17 protein-coding genes are annotated in these 21,853 nt (G+C 44.8%); 4 read left to right on the top strand and 13 right to left on the bottom strand.

Going from position 1 to position 21,853, the window contains the following annotated elements; translation table 11 throughout:
• The first annotated feature begins 120 nt into the window (after positions 1-120).
• The gene (locus BIZ39_RS16185; RefSeq protein WP_187447459.1) at positions 121-933 is read left to right on the top strand and encodes a substrate-binding periplasmic protein; all 813 of its coding nucleotides are present in this window, start codon (positions 121-123) and stop codon (positions 931-933) included.
• 159 nt (positions 934-1,092) lie between these two features.
• Here BIZ39_RS16185 and BIZ39_RS16190 read toward each other — a convergent pair whose 3' ends face one another.
• The 6 genes from BIZ39_RS16190 to BIZ39_RS16215 all read right to left on the bottom strand — a co-directional run bounded on the left by BIZ39_RS16190 (position 1,093) and on the right by BIZ39_RS16215 (position 8,454).
• The gene (locus tag BIZ39_RS16190) at positions 1,093-1,752 is read right to left on the bottom strand and encodes an SDR family oxidoreductase (protein ID WP_014976529.1); all 660 of its coding nucleotides are present in this window, start codon (positions 1,750-1,752) and stop codon (positions 1,093-1,095) included.
• Between the two features lie 131 nt (positions 1,753-1,883).
• Positions 1,884-2,633: a 3-deoxy-manno-octulosonate cytidylyltransferase gene (gene kdsB, locus BIZ39_RS16195; RefSeq protein ID WP_187447460.1), complete on the bottom strand. Its 750-nt coding sequence runs from the start codon at positions 2,631-2,633 to the stop codon at positions 1,884-1,886.
• 42 nt (positions 2,634-2,675) lie between these two features.
• Positions 2,676-2,870 (bottom strand): Trm112 family protein, encoded by a 195-nt coding sequence (locus BIZ39_RS16200; protein ID WP_014949430.1) that lies wholly within the window; start codon positions 2,868-2,870, stop codon positions 2,676-2,678.
• Between the two features lie 5 nt (positions 2,871-2,875).
• Positions 2,876-3,907, bottom strand: a complete 1,032-nt coding sequence (lpxK, locus tag BIZ39_RS16205; RefSeq protein ID WP_187447461.1) for a tetraacyldisaccharide 4'-kinase — start codon at positions 3,905-3,907, stop codon at positions 2,876-2,878.
• Positions 3,904-5,652: a lipid A export permease/ATP-binding protein MsbA gene (msbA, locus tag BIZ39_RS16210; RefSeq protein WP_110289632.1), complete on the bottom strand. Its 1,749-nt coding sequence runs from the start codon at positions 5,650-5,652 to the stop codon at positions 3,904-3,906. The genes lpxK and msbA overlap by 4 nt, the downstream gene beginning before the upstream one ends.
• Positions 5,653-5,859: 207 nt before the next feature.
• Entirely contained in the window at positions 5,860-8,454 is a 2,595-nt protein-coding gene (locus BIZ39_RS16215; protein ID WP_187447469.1) for a DNA internalization-related competence protein ComEC/Rec2, read from the bottom strand.
• A gap of 210 nt (positions 8,455-8,664) precedes the next feature.
• On the opposite strand from BIZ39_RS16215, the gene BIZ39_RS16220 reads away from it, so the two are divergent.
• Positions 8,665-9,192 (top strand): DUF2062 domain-containing protein, encoded by a 528-nt coding sequence (locus BIZ39_RS16220; protein WP_014949426.1) that lies wholly within the window; start codon positions 8,665-8,667, stop codon positions 9,190-9,192.
• A gap of 224 nt (positions 9,193-9,416) precedes the next feature.
• Here BIZ39_RS16220 and ligA read toward each other — a convergent pair whose 3' ends face one another.
• The 3 genes from ligA to smc all read right to left on the bottom strand — a co-directional run bounded on the left by ligA (position 9,417) and on the right by smc (position 16,882).
• Complete coding sequence (ligA, locus tag BIZ39_RS16225; RefSeq protein WP_187447462.1) at positions 9,417-11,453, bottom strand: NAD-dependent DNA ligase LigA; 2,037 nt, start codon at positions 11,451-11,453, stop codon at positions 9,417-9,419.
• A 291-nt stretch (positions 11,454-11,744) separates the two neighbouring features.
• Positions 11,745-13,322 carry a cell division protein ZipA gene (gene zipA, locus BIZ39_RS16230; protein WP_187447463.1) on the bottom strand — a complete coding sequence of 526 codons (1,578 nt, stop codon included), beginning with the start codon at positions 13,320-13,322 and terminating at the stop codon, positions 11,745-11,747.
• 20 nt (positions 13,323-13,342) lie between these two features.
• The gene (smc, locus tag BIZ39_RS16235) at positions 13,343-16,882 is read right to left on the bottom strand and encodes a chromosome segregation protein SMC (RefSeq protein ID WP_187447464.1); all 3,540 of its coding nucleotides are present in this window, start codon (positions 16,880-16,882) and stop codon (positions 13,343-13,345) included.
• Positions 16,883-17,144: 262 nt separating this feature from the next.
• On the opposite strand from smc, the gene cysZ reads away from it, so the two are divergent.
• Positions 17,145-17,882 carry a sulfate transporter CysZ gene (cysZ, locus tag BIZ39_RS16240; RefSeq protein ID WP_187447465.1) on the top strand — a complete coding sequence of 246 codons (738 nt, stop codon included), beginning with the start codon at positions 17,145-17,147 and terminating at the stop codon, positions 17,880-17,882.
• A 35-nt stretch (positions 17,883-17,917) separates the two neighbouring features.
• On the opposite strand, the gene BIZ39_RS16245 is transcribed toward cysZ, so the two are convergent.
• Positions 17,918-19,582, bottom strand: a complete 1,665-nt coding sequence (locus BIZ39_RS16245) for a sel1 repeat family protein (protein WP_187447466.1) — start codon at positions 19,580-19,582, stop codon at positions 17,918-17,920.
• A gap of 12 nt (positions 19,583-19,594) precedes the next feature.
• Positions 19,595-20,497, bottom strand: a complete 903-nt coding sequence (gene nlpI / locus BIZ39_RS16250) for a lipoprotein NlpI (protein WP_187447467.1) — start codon at positions 20,495-20,497, stop codon at positions 19,595-19,597.
• Positions 20,498-20,632: 135 nt separating this feature from the next.
• Here nlpI and cdd point away from each other — a divergent pair, with 135 nt between their 5' ends.
• Entirely contained in the window at positions 20,633-21,040 is a 408-nt protein-coding gene (cdd, locus tag BIZ39_RS16255) for a cytidine deaminase (protein ID WP_316248261.1), read from the top strand.
• 246 nt (positions 21,041-21,286) lie between these two features.
• Here cdd and BIZ39_RS16260 read toward each other — a convergent pair whose 3' ends face one another.
• Positions 21,287-21,463 carry a hypothetical protein gene (locus BIZ39_RS16260; RefSeq protein ID WP_014979255.1) on the bottom strand — a complete coding sequence of 59 codons (177 nt, stop codon included), beginning with the start codon at positions 21,461-21,463 and terminating at the stop codon, positions 21,287-21,289.
• A gap of 159 nt (positions 21,464-21,622) precedes the next feature.
• Entirely contained in the window at positions 21,623-21,766 is a 144-nt protein-coding gene (locus BIZ39_RS16265) for a hypothetical protein (RefSeq protein WP_187447470.1), read from the bottom strand.
• Between the last annotated feature and the right edge of the window lie 87 nt (positions 21,767-21,853).

Here is a 21,853-nt window from a genome sequence, read left to right on the forward strand (position 1 = left end):
ATATAATATAATACCTGTAGCGTTCTATGTTACTTTAGAGGGGAAAATCCCTAGAACCCCCTATACACAATTAAACAAGTAAAACTATCAACGCCATCTTCTGTGGTACGTGAATAAAATATGGCAATGTTACCCTACTCCAAACTGAAACACTGTTCCCGCCACATCTTGTCGTTTGGCATATTGCTCATTTTGACTTTTGTATTCAACCCTCGTGCACTTGCCAGTACAGAGTGTAAGACTTTACACACCGCGGGAGCACAACAGTGGTTTCCCTACGCATTTAACGAGTTTGAAGGAAGGTTGAAAGCTACGGGGATAGCATTTGACGTTCTAACCCTGCTAGCACGGGATTTAGGTGTCACACTAAAGATAGAAACCGGGCTACCTTGGAAACGAATAGAATCCAAACTCGACGCGGGCGAGCTTGATATTTTGGCGGGAAACTATTGGAACGAAGCTCGTAGTCGAAAATGGCTTATCACCGCACCGTTTGCAGCAGAAGAGGTTTACGTTGTGCTCTCTCCTTCACTTTCTCAAACGCGAGGTACCGACCTTTCGCTTAACGCACTCGCGCAATATATTGGTGTGATGCCTCGAGGAATAAGCTTAGGTGAAAAATTCGATAGCATTAAATCAAACTTGAATATTATCGAAGTTAAAGACCACGACAAAATGTATGAAATGATGCGTCGACATCGCGCTGACTACGCAGTTTCACCACAAAGCGCAGCACTAAGCCACTTGAACGACCCAGAAAATGACGGCATGCGAATAAGCCAGTCACCTATATCTTCAAACAATGTACATTTTGCTATCTCCGCCAAATCTAAGTGCGCATCACTATTTCCAGAGTTTAACCAAGCCCTTAGCGCTCGTTTAAAAGACGGGTCTATTAAGCAAATCATTGATACGTATGATTTAACGCGCTAAAAAGCTAAGGCGCGTTGGAATCATGTAGTTAAGAACACGTGTAGTTAAAGACACGTACAGTTAAAGACAGGTGTAGTTAAAAGTAAAAGAGCGCTTTTCGTAAGCGCTCTCTTGGTGTGATGCATTATTGATTGAGTTTGTGGCAAGCCAACATTAAACCTACCAAGGCAACTCGTCACCATTTGAATGGATGAAGCGACCTGCGTTAGATACATTTAGCTCATCTATGCGTTGTGACAAACGCTCAGCACAGGTATCAGCATCAATATCTCCCGCTCCATTCACCATTTCTGTTTGAACGAATCCAGGATGGAAAATACCTACTGCAATCCCCTTGGGTTTCAGATCATTCGCCATGGACACTCCCGCCGCGTTTAGTGCGGCTTTGGACATTCGGTAGCCATAGTAGCCGCCTGACCCATTGTCTGCCATTGAACCCATGCGACTGGTAATCATGGCAATTTTACCGTCATTTGCCATTGCCGGTAATAGTGTTTGAGTAACTAACAATGGACCTAATGCATTAACCCTAAATTGATAATCGATGGTATTTGGATCCCAATCGTCAATACTCTCGCGTCCGAGCACTCCGGCATTATTAATGAGCAAATCGATGTTAACATCCATTAAAGGTGCAAGCTTTTCAGCCAACATTTCTGGTTGGGATACGTCCACACCTTTGATGATTGTCACACCTGCACTGTTTAGCTCGTCGCAACTGTTTCGACAGGTAGCATAAACTTTCGCACCACGTGCTTTATATTGCTTGGTAAGCGCAAGGCCTATGCCTCTGTTGCCACCGGTAATAACTACGTTCATAACGGTTCCCTTGTTACTATGTGTATGCGTTTAAAAGGTTTCACTCACCTTTTACAAGAACTGGCTGTTTAGATAAGGCTTGTTGCTAATTTACTACAAAGCGTCAGCCCTATTTCAGCACTCATTTCTTATTAACTTATAGTCTTTAAAAGACGTTCTAGATCTTCTGGGGTATCAATTCCAACTGGCGGTGGCGCTATCGCCACCTCACAGTGAATCTTATCGCCATACCATATGGCTCGAAGCTGTTCTAAGGATTCAATTTGCTCCAGAGAGCTAGGCGCATAAGCAACATATTGCTTAACGTATTCAGCACGATAGGCATAAATACCTATATGGCGTTTGTACAGCGACGTATTTGCAGATTGCGGCTTTGCCATCATGTGATCGCGTTCAAAAGGAATAGGAGAACGTGAAAAATAGATAGACTCACCCTTTTCGTTTACCAATACCTTAACGATATTGGGGTTAAACACATCCTCAACACTTTCAATAGGCGTAGATAACGTAGCCATCTGACACTGAGGCGCATTGGCAAGATTATCTGCAACCTGCCTGATGTTTTCGGCGGGAATAAATGGCTCATCCCCCTGTACGTTAACCACAATAGTAGAACTCGCAATGCCTTCTTTTTCGATAACCTCGGCAATGCGCTCTGTTCCAGATTGGTGGTTGACAGACGTCATGCATACTTGAGCAAAACCAAGCACAACGTTTTGAATACGTTCATCGTCCGTGGCAACAATGACGTTATCGGCTCCAGCTTCTTTAGCACGTTCAACCACATGTTGAATCATCGGCTTTCCGTCAATAAGCGCTAAGGGTTTGCCAGGAAACCGACTTGAGCCGTATCGAGCAGGGATCACAACTGTAAATGACATAACTTTATTTCGCCCTTATTTACCACTTAGTTTAACGTTTTATTACCGTGTTGCGTCAACATCGTCTAACGACAATGCTGTTGCTTTACTTTCGATAAGTACAGGGATGCCATCTTTAATATCGAAAGCCAATCTATCAAATCGACACACTAACTGGGTGCTATCATCACTCAGAACTAATTTTCCCTTACACACTGGGCAAGCCAAAACTTCTAAAAGCTTTTTATCAAAGGCCATTGTTATTATTCCTGTCCGTCATGGTTGATCTTCAAACCTGCCTTGGCAAGTTTCACATTTACTAAATTAAAAAAGTCTGGCGCTAAATGCGCGGTAACAGGTAAAAACCAGCAGTCGTTATGAGCAAAAGGTGCAGCTTTAACGGCGTCTTTTTCTGTCATTAACACTCTGCCATTCGGTATGTCTGACCGTGTGATCGCATGGTGATCCGCCAGCGGTGTAGCCGAAGAAAGCTGGATACCCATTTCTTTAAGCTGAGAGAAAAAACGCTGAGGTGAACCTATTCCAGCAATTGCGCTGCACGGCACTTTTTGTATCTCATCAAGGGGACTGGTTCTTACTCTGTTTGAAACAGAGGTGAAGTCCCCTGCTACTAAGGTCATTAAATATTGAGGCGCTACAGCATGGCTAAATGTCGGCATCGAACGGCTATTATGTATTAGCGCATCAACGGTACCAAGGCGCCATTGTCCTTCGCGAAGGGGCCCCATCGGCAGCAAATAACCACTGCCTACTTTTCTGTCGTCCATCACTACAATTTCAACATCGCGATGAAGCGCGTAATGTTGAAGACCGTCATCACAAATAATTAAATCACAGTGTAATTCGTCACTTAAGAACGCGGCTCCACGTGCGCGGACTGGATCGATAACAACGTCGCACTGGCTTCTAATGGTCAGTAAACGAGGTTCGTCTCCCACCTCAGACGCATCATCTTCGCCTTTCACTAATCGCGGGTATTCTGGTGATTTAGCGCCATAGCCCCGACTTAAAATGCCGACCTTAATGCCCTGCTTCTGGTAATAATCGGCTAAAGCTAATACGACTGGCGTTTTGCCGTTGCCGCCCACTGATATGTTGCCAACGACAATCACGGGAGCATTAGCCTTAAAGACCTTTTTGATTCCAATTTTAAAAAGTAACCGGCGAATTGCCGAAATAAAGTAGAACAGCAGCGCAAATGGTGAGAGCAGCCACACAAAAGGATGGCCGAAATACCATTTATCGTGCTTGGTTTTACTTTGTGATTGACTCACTTAGTCTCACCAAATTGCAACGCGTGCAGTTGCGCGTAGTGACCACCTTTTTCAAGCAATTCGTTGTGTTTACCTTTTTCAATAATGCGCCCCTGCTCCACTACCATAATGCAATCTGCGTTTTCGATGGTAGACAAGCGGTGCGCCACAACAATGCTGGTGCATCGTTTTTGCAGCGTTTCTAATGCGTCTTGGATCAAACGCTCAGATTCTGTATCAAGGGCAGATGTCGCTTCGTCAAGAATAAGTATGGGCGCTTCGGCAAGTATTGCCCTTGCAATGGCAATACGCTGACGTTGACCACCCGAAAGCATTAAGCCGTTTTCACCAATAATCGTATCTAACCCATCAGGCAAGTTTGATAAGAACTCCTCAACATGCGCCATCTTTGCCGCATTCTCGATGTCTTTACGTGATACGTTTTGGCGCGCACCATAAGCAATATTGTTAGCTATGGTATCGTTAAATAGCGTAACGTTTTGCGATACCACGGCAAACTGCGCTCGCAGATCTTTAAGATCAATATCGTTGAGCGCCGTGTCATCCAAGCGAATTTCACCTTCTTGCGGGACGTAAAAGCGTGTAAGCAGCGACGAGATGGTTGATTTACCACTTCCCGAGCGCCCTACCAAAGCAATCGACTGCCCAGGGTTTGCGATAAAGCTCACATTAGATAACGCGGGCGTCTGTTTTCCTGGATAAGAGAACGTAACGTCGTCAAATTCAATTTTTCCTGTTGCGCGCTCTACTTTGGTTTTCCCTTTATCTTCTTCGTCTGCTTCATCAAGAATTTCAAAAATACTGGCGCAGGCTGCCATACCTTTTTGAAATTGGTTATTAATGGTAGTGAGCTGTTTAAGGGGCTTCAGCAGCATTACCATGCAAAAGACCACATTGATAAATACACCTGCAGTAAGCTTTTCAAGCATACCAGGCGTGCTGGCAATAAACAGAACGACTGCAAGGGCAATTGACGCTATTACCTGTATTGAAGACACACTCAAAATAGAAGTGACATTCAACTTCATTGACTGTTGACGGTTGTGATTGTTTTTCTGCTCGAAACGCTTTTGCTCTATTTCTTGACCGCCAAACATGATCACAACTTTGTGACCTTTCACCGCTTGCTCTACCGACGATGTTAGGTTGCCCATTGATTGTTGAATGTTTTTACTTACAACGCGAAAACGCTTACTAACGATAGAAACAATCACTGCCACAATCGGGCCAATTAAAAGAAATATGAGAGAAAGCTGCCATGAGTAATAGAACATGACACACAGCAAACCGATGACCAGTGCGCCTTCCCTCACCAATGTTAGCAGCGCCTTACCAGATGCATTAGCCACTTGCTCTGTATCGTAGGTGACTTTACTGATAAGCCCGCCAACCGCATGATTATCGTGAAATGCCACTGGAAGATGAATGTATTTTTCAAACAACTGCTGGCGCATGCGCATTACCACCTGAGCACCAATCCAGCTTAGCGTGTAACTACCTAAAAAGTTGAAAACACCCCGTAACAAAAAGAGCGGCACAATCGCATATGCGGCTAGACGTAGATAGTCATGGTCGTTTTTTCCCAGTGATTCGTCAATCATTGGCTGAAGCTGGGAAAATACGAAGGTATCTACCGCGGAATAACCAATCATACCGATGATGGCAAAAACGAAAGGCACTTTATACGCTTTAAGATACTGTAAAAAGCGCTTAATTTGATAATCCGAGTTGTCGGCTTGTTGCATGTAGTTTTTTTAACCTGTTTGAAACGTTAACAAAAACGCGTTGGAAGTATTGTACTCGTTCTCGCTCTAATTCACTAATATAGCGGCAAAATTGGTTAGTCTACCAACTAAGTGAATAATGTGTGGCCACTTCATACCTATTTAAAGGTATTCGTGTACATCTTCGTTTCGTTACAAGCTAATATTTCTGTCATTTGGCGATATTACTTAGTCTTTGAGGTGTCGCGGTGTAATGCCTGGTAAATACCAGCGTTTATTCAACGTTCCACGTTGGGAATCTATATGGAAAGAATTCTTATCGAAGGTTGCGCTTATATATCCGTGATAGCTTGTTAAATATTGCGTTACGCCCAAACGCTCGTAACGTTTAGCCACAACATACGCAGGAAACTGCCATCGATTCTCATAACCTTGCGTAAAGATCACAGCTTTCGGTGCAACGTGTTCTATAAAAACATTAGTAGAAGATGTTTTGCTTCCGTGATGCGGCGCAATAAGAATGTCGGCACTTAGATTTGTAAAACTCGCTAAAGTATCCAATGAAGCCCCCTCTGAAAAACCATCCATGATTTCACGGGTTATCAACGCGTACTCACTTGTTTTCTCAATGTCACCAGGAATTAACACGCTACCAGCGTCGCTTGTTATTTTAACCACACACGACATGGCATTGTTGTCTTCTTTGTTGCCATTTGGCGGCCATAGAAAATTGATTGTTAAGTTCTGCCAGCGTATACGCTTTCCTCGCTCACAACCTAATGTTGGTGTGTAGAAAGTGGCTGTTTTAGCTAAGGCGTGTTGTCCAATGGCTAATGCCCCACCTGCATGATCGTTGTCACTATGCGTATGAACTACAACATCTATATTTGAAATATGCCTACTTTCCAAAAAAGGTAACAGGTGTTTCGTTGCAGTATGAGCATTGCCATTAAACTGAGCACCAGAATCAATAATCATAGCCCGACCTCCCGCAGTCACTGCAATAGCACTGGCCTGGCCCGCATCAAATACATGCAGCGCCCATATCGATTCATTGGTAAGTAACCACTTTTGAAAAATGCTTAGCGATGGGAGCAAGAGAAGCGCTACACAGATAGCTTTGTACCGCCATGTTGGCAAAAGAAAAATAAAAAAAGCGACAATTAGACAAAGTCCCGCACCACTACTTACGTAAAAATTGATAGCGCTCCCAGAAAACTGACTAAGAACGTTCAAAAGCGATAACAAATACCCTAAACACACATCACTGTAATGCATAAGCATGCCCGTAACTTGTTGTGCGAAAGGCAACTCAGCAAAATGAAGGACTAACAACGAAATTAAACAAATAGGTAAAAGTAACGTTATTACGGGCAAGGCGATTAAGTTGGTAACAACTGCAACAAAACTGGCGCTACCAAACCATATTAGGGTTAGGGGCATCATTATTACGGTAAGCGCTACTTGTAGTTTAAACAAAGACACATACCAGGGTGCTCGCTGTAGCCCCCAAACAACAACTAAAAACCAAATGCACAGTACAGCCCCTATGCTCAAGTAAAAGCTAGCGCTTAGTATAGAAAGAGGAAACAGCAACAAGCTCAAAGTAAGCATTGTCAACGCAACATTTACTGGCCGCCATGCATGTCGAGAAAGAGACAGCACGCTCCCCATAGTTACCAGTATCAGCGCACGCACAACCGGCAATGCGCTTCCACTAAGCAACGCGTAACAAAAACAAGCAGCGACAAGCACACAAAGCACAGAGGCTCTAATTGGCGCGCTGGTTTCAAACATCTTACTTATTTGCAGCTCTCTGTTCTTTCGACCTGTTGCCGGATAGTTGATGGAGGCTGAACGTACTAACCAATATTTCGCTCTGCCTAATAGGCTAGTAACATGCGTGAGTAAAAATATAACTGGGTTAAAAAACAACAAGCAGACCCCAGCGATAAGTGATAGATGCATGCCTGATATACTAAATATGTGCCCAGTGCCGGTGCGTTGTAACAGCGTCCAATCACCCAACGTAAAGCCCGTTTTATCCCCTAGCAGCAATGCGCGCCACCATTTTTCATGAACAAGGTCTAGCTTCTGCAATGTTGTAGCAAGTCCATAACGCACTGAGTGATTATGTTTTGTTTTATTTTGCTCTATTGACTTAATATAGCCAGTTGCATGAATAAATTGGCTAACCAACTGCTGTTGTCGGCTAGCTCCAACAGGATTAGCCGTACCGTATGCAGGTTTAAGTTTTACAATTGCGGTGAAGGTATCGCCGTTGTGCAAACAATTTAATTTCACCTGAGACGGAGAAACTGATTGAGGCCGCACGCCTATAGTTCCCTGTTGAGCATATGCGATTTTCTTGTTAGCTAAGCCTTCGCTTTTTCGATCATTTGGGAATTCATAACGTTGGTGAGTAAGACGAGCTTTGAAATTAAACGTGCTAGTTAAAACACGCTTAGGCAAGGGGGAAAGTATACCCTTGTCTAGAAATGTCGCGGTGCTTTCACGGTTGACAGACTCAATAGCGACAACATAGTGATAAGTTGCTTCCAGCACCCTAGCTGTGCCGAAGACACATCCCCCCGACACAACTCGACCTGAAATTGTGACATCTTGTTGAATTTTCCCTTGGGGCAGTTGCCAAGCGTAGTAAAAATGCCCTACACTCGCCACCCAAAGTACTCCAGACAGCAGCCCGCTCACTGCCCAACATAGCAGCACCTCTGGAAATGCATGATGTTCAGCGGGTTTTGTCGTCAAAATGAATATAATGATAGTCACAGATATTATTAAAATGGCAATCATCAATGCCATGCTGTGAGTACTTGGAAGTTTTTGCCAGAAAACTGCACTTATTGCGCTAGCGCAAAAACAGCTTAAGCAAATTGTGATACGATTGACCATGTTTTCACGTAGCAATTGACAGTGAGTGAATGTGGATGGTGCAAATTCATGTTGCGCAATTCCGTTTACTGTTATTTTTTCTGTCTTTTTTGATTTTATTTTCGAGATGCATTGATATTTATGCCTAAGAAATTTATCCGACGTTTTTTGCCAGATCACCAAAGCATTAAGCAAAACAAAGCTTTAAAAATTTTTGGTAGCGTATTGCACGAGCCTAATCTTTGGCACTTAAACCGTCGTTCTGCATCTGGTGCATTTGGCATAGGTTTATTTTTCGCGTTTTGGCCGGTACCGTTTCAAATGTGGCTTTCTGCCGGTTTAGCTATTCCATTTCGAGCAAACCTGCCCTTATCTGTTGCAACTGTTTGGGTGACTAACCCATTTACTATTCCGCCTATATTCTATGGGGCTTACAAGGTTGGTACTACTGTACTTGGGACCAAGCCTGAGCATTTTGAATTTCAGTTTAGTTGGCAGTGGGTTGTAGAAAGCATTAATACCATTGGCCCTGCATTTTTAGTCGGGTGTGGAATTTGCTCGGTTGTGTTTGGTCTAGCGGGTTATTTCTCTTTAAACTGGGTTTGGCGCTTTCAAGTGAAAAAAGCCTGGGAAAGACGCAGACAAATGCGGAATCAAGAAGCCCACTAGCGTGAGAGCCCTACACTTGAGGGTTTGTAGAAATATTTACCTTTTCTCAAGCCCCTTACAACGTTCAGTACAAAGTACGCCGTAAAAGACAGAGCAAGAATTACAAAAAACGCCACTTCTATGAAGTGGCGTTTTTTATTGGTAACAATCAATATGAGTTCGGCGTTAATTTATTCAGGAAAACCATTACGCCGAGTTCTGTTATTGAATTTAAGCCAGACAGGCTACTTTTCATGCTCTGATAAAAAAGCGATAAGCGCAGCTTCGTCCCATACCTCCACATCTAGCTCTTGTGCTTTGGTTAGCTTGGAACCCGCTTTTTCTCCTGCAACTAGGAAGTCGGTATTCTTACTTACCGAGCCTGCCACTTTTGCACCAAGTAACTGCAAACGTGCTTTCGCGTCAGAACGCCCCATTTCGCTGAGCGTACCTGTAATAACGCATGTTTTGCCTTCAAGAGGCAAATTATCCGAATCTGGCTTTTCAATAGCAGGCCAGTTAATTCCTTCTTTTAACAGCGCATCAATAACATCGGTATTGTGTGACTCGTTAAAGAAATTGAAAATGTGGGTAGCCACCACTTCACCAACGTCTTGGACTTCAACCAGTGCTTCAAGCGACGCCTCGCGAATAGCCTCCAAGGTTTCGAAGTGCGCAGCCAAGTTTGCCGCAGTAGCTTCGCCAACCTCACGGATCCCCAATGCGTATAGGAACTTGGCAAGCGTTGTTTGCTTAGAAGCTTCAAGCGATGCCAGTAGCTTACTGGCAGACTTTTCAGCCATGCGTTCCAGCCCAACAACATCGCCTAACGAAAGCGTGAAAAAGTCGGCGGGACTATGCACAAGATCAGCGTCAACTAACTGATCGACTAACTTGTCGCCCAGACCATCAATATCGAATGCTTTACGCGAAGCAAAATGCTTAAGCGCCTGCTTGCGTTGTGCTGCACAAATTAACCCACCGGTGCAACGGGCAACCGCTTCGTCTTCTAGTTTCTCAACCTGCGAGTCACACACTGGGCATTGGCTTGGGAAGGTAATGTCAGTTTCGCTACCTGTGCGATTAGCTTCTACCACAGATACCACTTGAGGAATTACGTCACCCGCACGTCGAATTACCACGGTGTCGCCAACTTTAACGCCTAATCTGGAAATTTCGTCCTGATTGTGAAGTGTGGCATTCGATACTGTTACTCCACCTACGAACACAGGCTCTAAGCGGGCAACCGGCGTGATCGCACCAGTCCTTCCTACCTGAAACTCAACGTCCAGTAACTTAGTCACTTCTTCTTGCGCAGGAAACTTCTGCGCAATGGCCCAGCGAGGCGCTCGAGCCACAAATCCAAGGGCATTTTGCAGGTCAATACGGTTGACCTTAAACACAACGCCATCGATGTCATACGGCAAATTATCGCGCTTTTCCAAAATGTGGTTGTAGTATGCCAAGCAGCCCTTACCGCCCTCGGCGGTGTCAATATCAGGGCACAGCGGCAGCCCCCAATTACCCAACTGCTTAAGGCGCTCGCTGTGTGTTGTGGGCAGTTCAAAACTTTCGGGTTGAACAACGCCTAGCGAATAAGCATAAAACATCAGCGGGCGCTTGGCCGTAATTTTAGAGTCTAACTGTCGTAAACTGCCAGCCGCAGCATTACGAGGGTTCGCAAAAACCTTACCACCCGTTTCTTTTTGATGTTCGTTAAGTTTTGCAAAGCCCTCACGAGGCATAAACACTTCACCGCGCACTTCTACGCGCTCAGGATAATGCTCACCACGAAGCGTTAACGGCACATTAGAAATGGTACGCACGTTAGCCGTGATATTCTCGCCTACCTGGCCGTCACCACGGGTGGCAGCACGCACTAATTCGCCATTTTCATACAGAATACTTACCGCTAAACCATCTAGCTTGGGTTCGCAGCTAAAATCTAACGTTGCCGAATCTTTTAGTCTGTCTTTTAAACGTTTTTCGAAGGCAAGCAGTGATTCTTCATCAAAGGCGTTATCCAGCGACAGCATAGGAACATCATGGGTAACTTGTTCAAAGGCCGATAACGCTGCGCCCCCTACTTTTTGACTGGGAGAATTCGGGCTTTGAAGCGTAGGATATTGTTTTTCTAGCGCAATAAGCGCCTGCATATCTCTATCATATACTGCATCAGGAACCGAAGGGTCATCCATCACATAGTACTGATAGTTGTACTCATTAAGTGTGTTGCGAAGTGTTGCTATTTGTTGCTTTGCTTGTTCTAAAGAATCTGACATGGAGTTGTTGTCACGCCGTTTAAATAGTTAAAAGTATTACAATTCGTTGCCAAGGCCTATTCGCCCAAGCCGCTGTATGTTTCAAATGGGCTGCAAAAATCTGATCTATTTCAGTCAGGTTGTGAAACGAACAGCCACGCTACAATGCTATGGCTTGCTAGCCCTTGTTATACATCAAAGATCAATAGACCCTAATCAATAGAAAAGGACCTGGGTATGAGCCAAGTCCTTTTTTGTTTTTGCACCTACATGAATAATCCATAAGATTGTGGCGCAAGTGATAAATTAACGCTAGCTGCGCGCAATCATACGCTTGCGCTCGAACTCACGAATTTTCTCGACGTATTGCTGTAAGCCCTGCTTCGTTAATACGCTTCGGCGTCCATCGAGTACCTGTGCGCCGAACTCATCTGCCAATTTGCGGGCTGCATTGTGCATCATGTTAAACACTTGATGAGGGTCACCCTCAATAGGCAATATCATAAACAGTGAAATACCTTGGGTTTCAAAGTTCTCTAGGTTATCAATATCGAAAACCCCAGGCTTAAACATGTTAGCAAGGCTAAACAATACTGGCCCTTTGCCATTTGAGTTTACGTGGCGATGGAAGATGTCTTGATCGCCAAATTTAAACCCTAATGTTAATAGCATAGGTAGTAGCGCCGCGCCTGAGATAGGCTCGCCTTCTGGCGTTCTTACATTTAATACTAAAACCTCGGGTTCAATCGACGACTTAGCGGTCTTTGGTGTACTTCCAGCACCATCATTGCCTGACTCATTAGCACTAAAGCTTTCATCGCCAAAATCAGCGCTAGCTGCTTCGCTGGTGTCAAAATCAATACGCATTTGATCGTCACCAAAATTCGGCTCTTCACGTCTTCTCACTGGCGTTTTGCTTCGTTTGTTACGTGCAAAACGTCGCGGCTGTTCATTTTCTTCATGAACATCGCTGGATGAAACAGACTCTTCGGGTGCATCTAAACTAAAATCAGCAACTTCTCTTTCGTTTTTAGCCGGCGGCTGCACTGTTTCAGGCTCTTCCTCCAGCGTTGGGTCGATATAAAACTTCTGTGCAGGACGAACTGGCTCTGCACGCCCTCTTTCTTGATGACCGCCCGCCTGACTCTGAATTGGGTCATGCGATTGCGCGTTATCCGCTCTCTCTTGATTACTTGGAGTATTTGGCTGTTCGCTTTCTTCACGCTGAGCATGCGACGCTAAAGACGTTTCCTCTTGCTCTTCGCCTTCACGAAGTAAGAAGCCTGGAGGTTCAGGGAACGCGGCAAGGTTTTCGTCGCCCCTGTTAGCACCTTTTGTTGATGCGCCGTCGGGACGAGCTTGCCCTTTCATGTGTGGCTTCGGATTCGTAACCACAGAGCCATAGAGCTTTGGTGCTTTCTCAACTTCTTCTTTCCCGTCAGACGGCATAGCTGAATTACCAACGCTGCTTGGGCGTTTACCCGCATGCTCACCGTGTGCGCCCTCTTTTCCATCACCGTGCTCTTTTGACGTGGCATGTTGAGACAAGCTATCGTCGTCATCAGCTTCTTCGCTGCTGTAAGCATGTTTTTCATTGATGTCGTGATGTGCAGGGCCATTTGCCGTATTCGTTGATACGTTGCTTGCAGCCTCATGCTCTTGGTTTTGTGATTTGCTAACCACGCGCACCGCGCCAATGCCAAGCTCGTCAAAGCCTTCTTGCTCGTCAGACTCGAAATCATTGTCATCATCTTGCCACTGACGGGGCTCTAAGCGCTCTTTTTCCGAAGGCTTACTGTTTTTACGAATTTTCCAAATACCATGGGCAAGCACTGCGATGATAAAAACCGTGCCTCCAAGGAGTAAAAATAGACGTAATTGATCTTCCATTTAATTTCTTTCGCCCTTTGTTATGCTTCTGCGAAGGCTACAGCCTCGTCCACATCTACCGCCACCATGCGCGAAACTCCCGGTTCCGCCATGGTAACACCGGTGAGGTGACTGGCCATTTCCATCGCTATTTTATTGTGGGTGATATAAATAAACTGCACTGTTTGTGACATTTCTGACACTAAGTTACAAAAGCGCCCTACATTTGCATCATCCAATGGTGCATCTACTTCATCCAGCAAACAAAATGGAGCCGGATTTAATCTGAAAATAGCAAACACCAATGATAAAGCGGTTAGTGCTTTTTCTCCACCGCTTAAGAGGTGAATCGTACTATTTTTCTTACCAGGGGGGCGAGCCATTATCGTCACCCCAGTTTCTAACAAATCGTCATCGGTAAGCGCAAGATACGCCGAACCGCCCCCAAACACTTTGGGAAATAACGTTTTAAGGTCTTCGTTAACCTGTTCAAAGGTGGTAGAAAAGCGCGTGCGGGTTTCTTTATCAATTTTACGAATGGCCGACTGTAGCGTTTCCAAGGCTTCAGTAAGGTCGTTGTGCTGTGTATCTAAATGTGACTTTCTTTCCGACTGGGTTTCATACTCTTCAACTGCGGCTAAGTTCACTGCACCTAAGCACTGCAAATTAGCCTGCGTTTTTTCAAGGTCTTCTTGCCAGCGCTTCTCTTCGGCATCTTCAGGTAAGGTTTCTAGAATGCTCTTCAGCGACTGCTGCGTTTCATCAAGCTGTTCTAAAATCGTATTCGCACGTACCCGGTAGCCTTCAATATCGATATTAAGTTTATCGATGTTTGCCTGTCGCGTTTGAATGTCTTTACCCAGAGCTTGATGCCCTTTTTCGGCTTCTCGCAACCACTGCTCTATATCTTCAAGACTACTTTGCTTAGCACTTTTCAGTTGTTCTAATTCCGCTTTGTTTTCCAACAGCGACTGAAGCTCTGCTTCTTGAATTTCTTCAGGAGACGTCAGCTGTGTAAGTTCTTTTTGTAATCTTTCTTTGTTTTTTATGTACTCTTCACGCTGCTGAAGGTTACGCGTAACCTGTTGACTGTATAAATTCTGATGGTTCTCTAATTGTTGCTTCTTAAGTGCAAGCTCATGATTTTGCGATGTTAATGTATCAACTAACGCGCGTAGTTCTGATGTAGTTCGCTCATTTGCATCACGCTTAGCGTTCACATCGTCAATGTGCACTTCGTGTTCAAGTATTTGTGCCTCTTGAAGCTCTAACTTTTCCGAAAGTTGGGCTAGTTGCTCTTCTTCTTTCGCTAACATTAACTCTTGCTTTGCTAACTCGTCATTAAGTTTGGCAGTGCGTGTTGACTGTTGCTCTTGCTGCATTTCAAGCAAAGAAAGTTTATTTTTAATCTGTGCGCGCTGGTTTTCTTTTTCACCCAAGGCGCTCTGAATAGACTGCTTTTGCGCTTCGCTCTGTTCAAGTGCCTGTTTGGCGCACTCTAATGAATGCTCAATCTCATCTATAAGGCTTTCAGTTTCTTCAATGCTGTCTACTAGCCCCTTAATTTTGTTCGCCCGCTGCAAAGCACCGTCGCTTGCTTCGCCAGGTTTCACTACCCACTGTGAACTTGCCCACAACCCTGAAGGCGAGATTGCGCTAGTAAACCCCTTGGCTATGCCTTCAGGTTCATCTTCTTTATCAAGAACGCTTACAAAAGCACTTTCAATCGTTTCCGCAAGTTCGTCATCGTTGCTACAAAGGTAAATGTCATTAAAAAATGCGGGAATACGCTGTGTTGACGGTTCATTAGTGCTAGATTCAGTTAATAGAGCGTGTGCTAATGAACCCGATCTGGCAGTGCTTACAAACGCCTTATCGGTAAACACTTTAATGCCGCTTGGCAAATAAGCGTGATTTTGAAGCAATGCCTGTATGTCATGGCTTTTGGCAACAACGGGGTCTTTTGCGTGTTGTAAAATCGATTCTACGCAAGGTGCAAGAGTTTGGTTAGAGCTAAACTGCTGCCACAGCTTTTCTATCCCGTCTAACGTTACGTCTTCATTATTTGAGGCATCTTGTTGAAGCGCTTCTAGCGCATCTTTTGTGGACAGTGCAGTTTGTAACTGGCCCTGGGCATCACGGCGCTTCGCTTCTATAGCGTTGACTTCGCCTTGTTGCTGCGACACCTTTTGATTGGACTCTTGAAGTAATTGCTTAGCTTCATCAATGTCAAAATCGAGTTCGCTACATTGCTCTTCTAAAAGTGTTATCTGACTGGCAAAATCTTCTTCATCTAGCTGTTTTAGCTCGTCTTGTAGTTCGCTGATACGCTGAGAAGTGCGTAACTGCATGCTCATCGTTGACTGAATTTGGCTATGGCATTGCTGAACATTCTGACGAAGTTGATTGTAGGTTTGTTCTTGCGCTCGCGCTTGTGCGTTAAATTCTCTTAGCGCTTGTTCAGCGTCTTCAAAACGCTCTTTGGCATGCTCTAACTCTGCTTCCTTAAGGGCAAATTCAGGCTCAATGTTTTCAAGCGCCTCGTTTGATACCGCAAGCGCTTCCTGTGCCTCATCAATAGAGTGGTTAAGCAATTCGTGTTGCTCGCTAATTCGTGCTAACTCTTGCTCTACCTGACCTTTGCGTTGTTTTGCGTGCAGCGCATTTTGCTCTAGTCGCGTTATTGCGTTACTGGTAGTAAACAGCTGCTGCTGAAGATCATCTATCGTTTGTTTTGTTTCCAGCTGCTTAGTTTTGTACGACTCAAGCCCAGCTTCGTCGCCCTGTAGCCGGGCAACTAAGTCATCCACTTCTAACTGGAGTGATTGCTGCTGTTTTTGCAGCGCTTCAATATGTTCACTATTTTTCAGAAAACGAAGGGCTGCTAACTGGCCTTTCAGCTCTCTGGCTTGTGCACGTAGCGTTTTGTAACGAGTAGCCGCGGCTGCCTGACGCTGTAATTTTTCGAGCTGCTTGCCTAATTCGTCGCGCACATCATTCAAGCGTTCAAGGTTATCTTGCGTGTGCCTTATACGGTTCTCTGTCTCTCTGCGGCGCTCTTTGTACTTTGAGATACCCGCGGCTTCTTCTATGAATACACGCAAATCCTGTGGCTTAGATTCAATAAGCCGAGAGATCATACCTTGCTCAATGATGGCGTAAGACCGGGGGCCTAGCCCTGTTCCTAAAAACAGATCGGTGACATCACGCCGGCGACATTTAGTGCCGTTTAGAAAATAGGTAGAGGTGGCGTCCCGTGTAACTAAGCGTTTAACAGATAGCTCATTGTAGTTGGCAAATTCACCTGCTATCCGCCCTGCACTGTTGTCGAAAACAAGTTCAACGCTACATTGCCCCACTGGCTTACGAGACGAAGAGCCATTAAAAATCACGTCGGTCATTGCATCGCCGCGTAAGTTTTTGGCAGAACTTTCACCTAAAACCCAACGTACAGCATCAATGACATTCGACTTGCCGCAGCCGTTAGGGCCTACGATGGCGGTCATTTCGCCGGGGAATGGAATGGTAGTTGGCTCAACAAAGGACTTGAAACCCGCGAGCTTAATCTTTTTAAGCCTCACACATCATCCCTCTTAAACACAAAGCTGCACGCGGTATCGCCTTGATATTAGCCAGAAACCAGCTAACCATCGGCTGAAATAGCAGTTGATGTAGAAATGATGCAATCACACGGAAGATTCTTTTGTTATTATGCTCCGACTCTACCAAATCTAACAGCTTGTAACAATTACCATTTCACTGAGTTAGGCAGAGAATACGCCAAGCGCGTATGATAGAGCAGATAGTTAACAAACACAGCGTTTCAAACGCGAAGGAGTACGAATGAGTTCAGGCGGTGTACATTATTTCTTTGAAGGCTTTTCGCTCATAAAAACCAAAGGATTAAAGCGTTTTGTTTTTGTACCCCTAACAATAAACTTAGTGCTTTTTTCTGTGGCTTTTTACTTCTTATTTGGCCAAATAGAAATGGGTATCGCTTATGTGATTGATCTTGTACCTGAATGGTTAGGCTGGATAAAAACAGCGATCAGCTTTTTCTTGTGGCCCCTAGCAGTCATCAGCGTATTGCTCATTTTCGCACTGATCTTTGGTACACTCGCAAACTGGATTGCAGCGCCGTTTAACGGTGCTTTATCTGAAAAGGTTGAGCGTCACTTAACGGGTCAAGATTTAGGTGACGAGGGCGTGATGTCTTTAGTTAAAGACATTCCTCGAACAGTAGGCCGCGAACTCACCAAGCTTATCTGGTATGTACCTCGCGCTATTGGTTTTTTGTTATTGTTCTTTTTCCTGCCCATTATTGGGCAAGTCTTGTGGTTCTTATTTAACGCCTGGATGATGGCAATTCAGTACTGCGATTATCCATACGACAACCACAAAATAGATTTTACGCGCATGCGCCTGCACCTTGGCGAACACAAAGGGAAAGCGATGACGTTCGGAATGATGGTGAATATATTCTCACTTATTCCCGTGGTTAACTTTATCGTTATGCCCGTAGCAATTTGTGGTGCAACGTCTATGTGGGTAAGAGAGCTTAAAGATACACTCGCCAAATAGTGGCGAGTGCATTGTTTTAGTAATGAGAGCTGCGGTTATTTGCCACCAGTAAACGCTTCGTATTCAGCTAACCAGTGTGCGGCTTCTTTTTGGTTGCCGCTATTGTGGAACGCCTGGAAAAAATTCATTGAAATAGGTCGCTGGGCATTTTGTTTTTCCAGCTGCTGCTGCCACAGTACCAAATATAAAGGCGGGATCACGCCGCTATCGTGATGTTCCATAAAGGTAATTCTGCGACTGGGCTTATAGCTGTTTTTCCCCAATACGGTGCACGTTTTGGCGCGTGCAATAATAGTTGCAGGATCTATCTCAAGCCAATTTTCGACCGTTTTGTGAGGTGCATACCAGTACTCAGAATCTACGATTAGGTTTGGTGGTGCAAAATCGCTTATTCCATCTTCATCGCACAGCCTATTCGCCATGCCCTTGCCAATAGGATATTCGTCAGCGAAGCCTGCGAAGTGCGCTAGCTCATGAACAAACACTGAATAAGCGTCACTGATGTCTAAGTACATTACGCCGTTTTGGACATTTGCCTTACCCTGCTCTGCCACTACTACTGCATGACTAAATTTCTGCTTTTTCGCAATGCTTGCCAAAGGAGTAATACTACAGCCTAAGATCCCAGCATTCTTATAATCCGGATCGCAGCTGAGTGCATCGGGTTTAAGCCAAATAGGCGGAGCCAGGCAAATAGAAAGGTTCTGCAGACGCTGGTCGTTATTGAATGAGTTATAAAGACTGTGAGCACGCATGATAGTAGCTAAACTGGTAGCAAAAGGCTGTATACGCTGAAGGCATTTCCCTTCATTCTCCCAGTTAAATGAAGGAGACTGCTTTAGTGCTTGCTCTATAGAATACGGCGTGTAGAGATTGATGGCCTCTAAGGCTTTTTCAGCTTGAAGATGCCCTTTCTTCGCGGCAAAGCTAAAATGCTGCTTGGCCTCAGAAAATTCCCCTTCGTCCCACAGAAGGCGAGCATACTTAAATGCACTCTGCATGTCTAAGGTTGCCGTTGCTGCGAGCAGCGGTTTCGCTAATTGTTGTTGCCCGTGTAGAAGATACCAATCGGCCAATGCAGCCTGTGCGGGTACGTAGTTTTGTGAAGCCGCGCGTACCAGCCACTTCTCACGTTTTTCTGGCGAATCGGTAGACATTGCAAACGCAAGCTGTGCTTCTGCGACCTCGCCGAGCGCCGCTAAGCGCATAAAGCGCTGTGACGCACCTTCTTCACCTAATATTTGGTACAGCAGCCATGCAGCGTCTGCGTTTTCAAGATTAACTAGCTTCTCTAGAAAATAGATTGCAGTGGTTTCATCAATATAGTCAGTAGCAATGAAGCCTGCGTTATACGCACGCTCAAATTCACCGAGCAAGCGTGCCTGTGCATTTTCACTGCCCTGCTTTGCAGCTAACCAAAGTAGCGCTAGTGCATCATGTTTAAGGTGATAGTCAGAATAATTGAAACGTTCGGTATTAGCCGAAGTTTGAGCGTCGAGAGAAAATTCTGCGTTGTCCTGTGCCATGCCGTCGGCAGTATTTACTGAAGCAGAGCTCGCCTTTTCAGTTGGGTCGCTATCTGACACTAGGCTTGCCGGCGCAAGCACCTTGCTTGCATTAGCAATTAGCTGCGGGACATAGCGTCCGCTATCGCCCGCAACTATGAGCAGTGCGAACACTGCTAAAAATAAGCCTCGCATAACGCTTGCTGTTTACTCTTCGCTAACCAAATCGCTGCTAGCTAGTTCACGCAAACGGTTAAGTTCCATTCGTGCGTAGCGGTGTTCAACGTAATCGAAAACGTTGGTGCTTAATGCAAGCTTGAAGTAATTTGATGCAATACCGCTGTTGCCGCGCTGGGTATGATATTTACCTAAGTAAAAATACGCTTCACACAACCTGTCCGTTAACGCTTTTTGGCTTTTCACACCGTCTAACAATGAGTTAAGTACATCGTTCTCATCAACAGTACCTAAAAACAAATCCACCAGCGTAGTAGCCCAGTGCTGGTTGTCCAGCGTTGGTCGAATAGAAGCTAAGTATTTTTGTCCTTCAAGCTCTGACACGTCGTGATGCGCAAAGTACGCCCACAGAGCGCGAAATGGATCGCTGTCATCTTTTTCAAAAAAGCGGTTTAGATCGTTGGTCGCGAGTTCGGCGCGCCCACCGTAATAAAGCGCAATACCGCGATTTAGGAACGCGAAATCATACTCTGGGTTGATTTCCAGCGTGGAGTCGAATGCGTCGTAAGCCTGAATAAAGTCGTTCTGCTGAATATAGTGAATACCCATAGAATTATAGGCTTCAGCCAAATCTGGCTTTAAATTAATGGCTTGGGTGTAATCAAACTGCGCTAAGCCCGATAGGCCCACGCTGTCGTACAACATGCCTCGTTGAAAGTGCAGTTCAGCTTTGTCTTCATCTGATAACGCAGGGCTGGTAAGCACCTGATTGTAACGAGCAATAGCCATTTCGGAACGAGGATTAATGGGCGCAGGTTCGGCTAAAAGCAGGTTTCCCATTTGTGGTCTTTCTGAAACCGGTGGTGTTTGCGCACAACCGGTTAAAATAGCAGCGAATAGAGAAAAAAAGATGAGACTAACGTTTCTGCACATGGTAAAAAAGCATTCTATAAAAAAAGAAAAAACCGCCTGAGTATTAAGTATACGCTTGTTGCGGCGCTAATGCCGCCAACCTTCTCGCATTTGATGATAAAAGTAAAGCGTATTGGGTGGTTAACACAGGTAGCTATGAAGAAAAATAATTTAGAACAACTATCACAACTTGCTTTTGACGCACAGAAAAACTCACACTCACCTTATTCCAACTTTAAAGTTGGTGCTGCGGTGCTTACTCCAAGTGGCGAAACCTTCTCTGGTTGTAATGTAGAAAGTGCTGCTTTTCCATTAGGACAATGCGCTGAAGCCACGGCTATTGGCAATATGGTCACACAGGGACAAAAACGTATTTCGCATATCGTTATTGCGAGCCCGAACGACGAGTTTTGCTTTCCGTGCGGTGGATGCAGACAGAAAATTGCTGAATTTGCCCCAGATGAAACTCCCGTAACCATGGTAAGTCAAAATGGCGAGACATTCGAAACCACCATTGGTGAGTTACTTCCAAATGCCTTTAGGGCGCACGACCTAGACCAATAAGTCATTCCTAAAATACTGTTCGTAATCGAGGCTCAAGCGAGTTTCACCGCCCTTACCTCGTTTACGAAAGGCGCTTTTTCAAACGGTAGTACACTTTGGTGTGTTAAGTGCTTTGGGTTGGCGTTTGGTAAAATTGTTGTTTGCATAATGTTCCCCCTTTTTTCACTAAACGGGGGAACTGATATAAAGGGGTGAATAAATGTGAACGTTTTTATTTAACGTTGACGTTTTACAAAGAACGAAAGGTTAACTTTTATTTTGGTTACTCGGCTTTTCGCCTTCACGAGTAGGCTCTGCAGACGTCTGATTGGCGCGGTTTTCTTCTTGGCGTTTATTCAGCTTAGCAGCGGCCATAAATCCAATAAAAAATATGGCAAAAATAACCACGCCTACCCAAATCAAAACATTAAAAAGAAAGTCCATATCATTCCCTAATCACAATTTTGTGAAATAACTTTAGCATTTATTTGTTTGAGTAGGTTAATTAGATCACCACTGTAACTGCACCACCAGCTTAGTTATTCAGAAACTTCAACACCAATAGCCATAACAGACTGTCCGTTCTTGATGGCTGGCATTTGATTAACCATCATAATCTTGCCCAAGCCCGAAGCCGCCGAGTACGCCGTAGCCCAAGTACAGCAGCCAAAGATGATGGGAAGAGATACCTATCGAGCCAACAATAAAACCACCGCCCCACAAAAAAGCCGCAACTGACGTGGTCAACCAAAATCACACAACCCAGTTAAGCCGCTTTTTGTAAGTTAGCCATGTCAGCCTCATATTGATTTGGACTCTTGTAATCCAGATATG

This window comes from Alteromonas sp. BZK5 (assembly GCF_014349115.1).
Classification (GTDB): domain Bacteria; phylum Pseudomonadota; class Gammaproteobacteria; order Enterobacterales; family Alteromonadaceae; genus Alteromonas; species Alteromonas macleodii.

What these genes read in the sequence shown, in the direction of transcription:
- cdd (WP_316248261.1), top strand. Translation starts at nt 20,633, where the DNA reads ATGAAGAAAAATAATTTAGAACAACTATCACAACTTGCTTTTGACGCA.
- BIZ39_RS16200 (WP_014949430.1), bottom strand. Translation starts at nt 2,870, where the DNA reads ATGGCCTTTGATAAAAAGCTTTTAGAAGTTTTGGCTTGCCCAGTGTGT.
- nlpI (WP_187447467.1), bottom strand. Translation starts at nt 20,497, where the DNA reads ATGTGCAGAAACGTTAGTCTCATCTTTTTTTCTCTATTCGCTGCTATT.
- kdsB (WP_187447460.1), bottom strand. Translation starts at nt 2,633, where the DNA reads ATGTCATTTACAGTTGTGATCCCTGCTCGATACGGCTCAAGTCGGTTT.
- cysZ (WP_187447465.1), top strand. Translation starts at nt 17,145, where the DNA reads ATGAGTTCAGGCGGTGTACATTATTTCTTTGAAGGCTTTTCGCTCATA.
- BIZ39_RS16215 (WP_187447469.1), bottom strand. Translation starts at nt 8,454, where the DNA reads ATGGCATTGATGATTGCCATTTTAATAATATCTGTGACTATCATTATA.
- BIZ39_RS16220 (WP_014949426.1), top strand. Translation starts at nt 8,665, where the DNA reads ATGCCTAAGAAATTTATCCGACGTTTTTTGCCAGATCACCAAAGCATT.
- msbA (WP_110289632.1), bottom strand. Translation starts at nt 5,652, where the DNA reads ATGCAACAAGCCGACAACTCGGATTATCAAATTAAGCGCTTTTTACAG.
- BIZ39_RS16185 (WP_187447459.1), top strand. Translation starts at nt 121, where the DNA reads ATGGCAATGTTACCCTACTCCAAACTGAAACACTGTTCCCGCCACATC.
- ligA (WP_187447462.1), bottom strand. Translation starts at nt 11,453, where the DNA reads ATGTCAGATTCTTTAGAACAAGCAAAGCAACAAATAGCAACACTTCGC.
- BIZ39_RS16190 (WP_014976529.1), bottom strand. Translation starts at nt 1,752, where the DNA reads ATGAACGTAGTTATTACCGGTGGCAACAGAGGCATAGGCCTTGCGCTT.
- zipA (WP_187447463.1), bottom strand. Translation starts at nt 13,322, where the DNA reads ATGGAAGATCAATTACGTCTATTTTTACTCCTTGGAGGCACGGTTTTT.
- BIZ39_RS16260 (WP_014979255.1), bottom strand. Translation starts at nt 21,463, where the DNA reads ATGGACTTTCTTTTTAATGTTTTGATTTGGGTAGGCGTGGTTATTTTT.
- BIZ39_RS16245 (WP_187447466.1), bottom strand. Translation starts at nt 19,582, where the DNA reads ATGCGAGGCTTATTTTTAGCAGTGTTCGCACTGCTCATAGTTGCGGGC.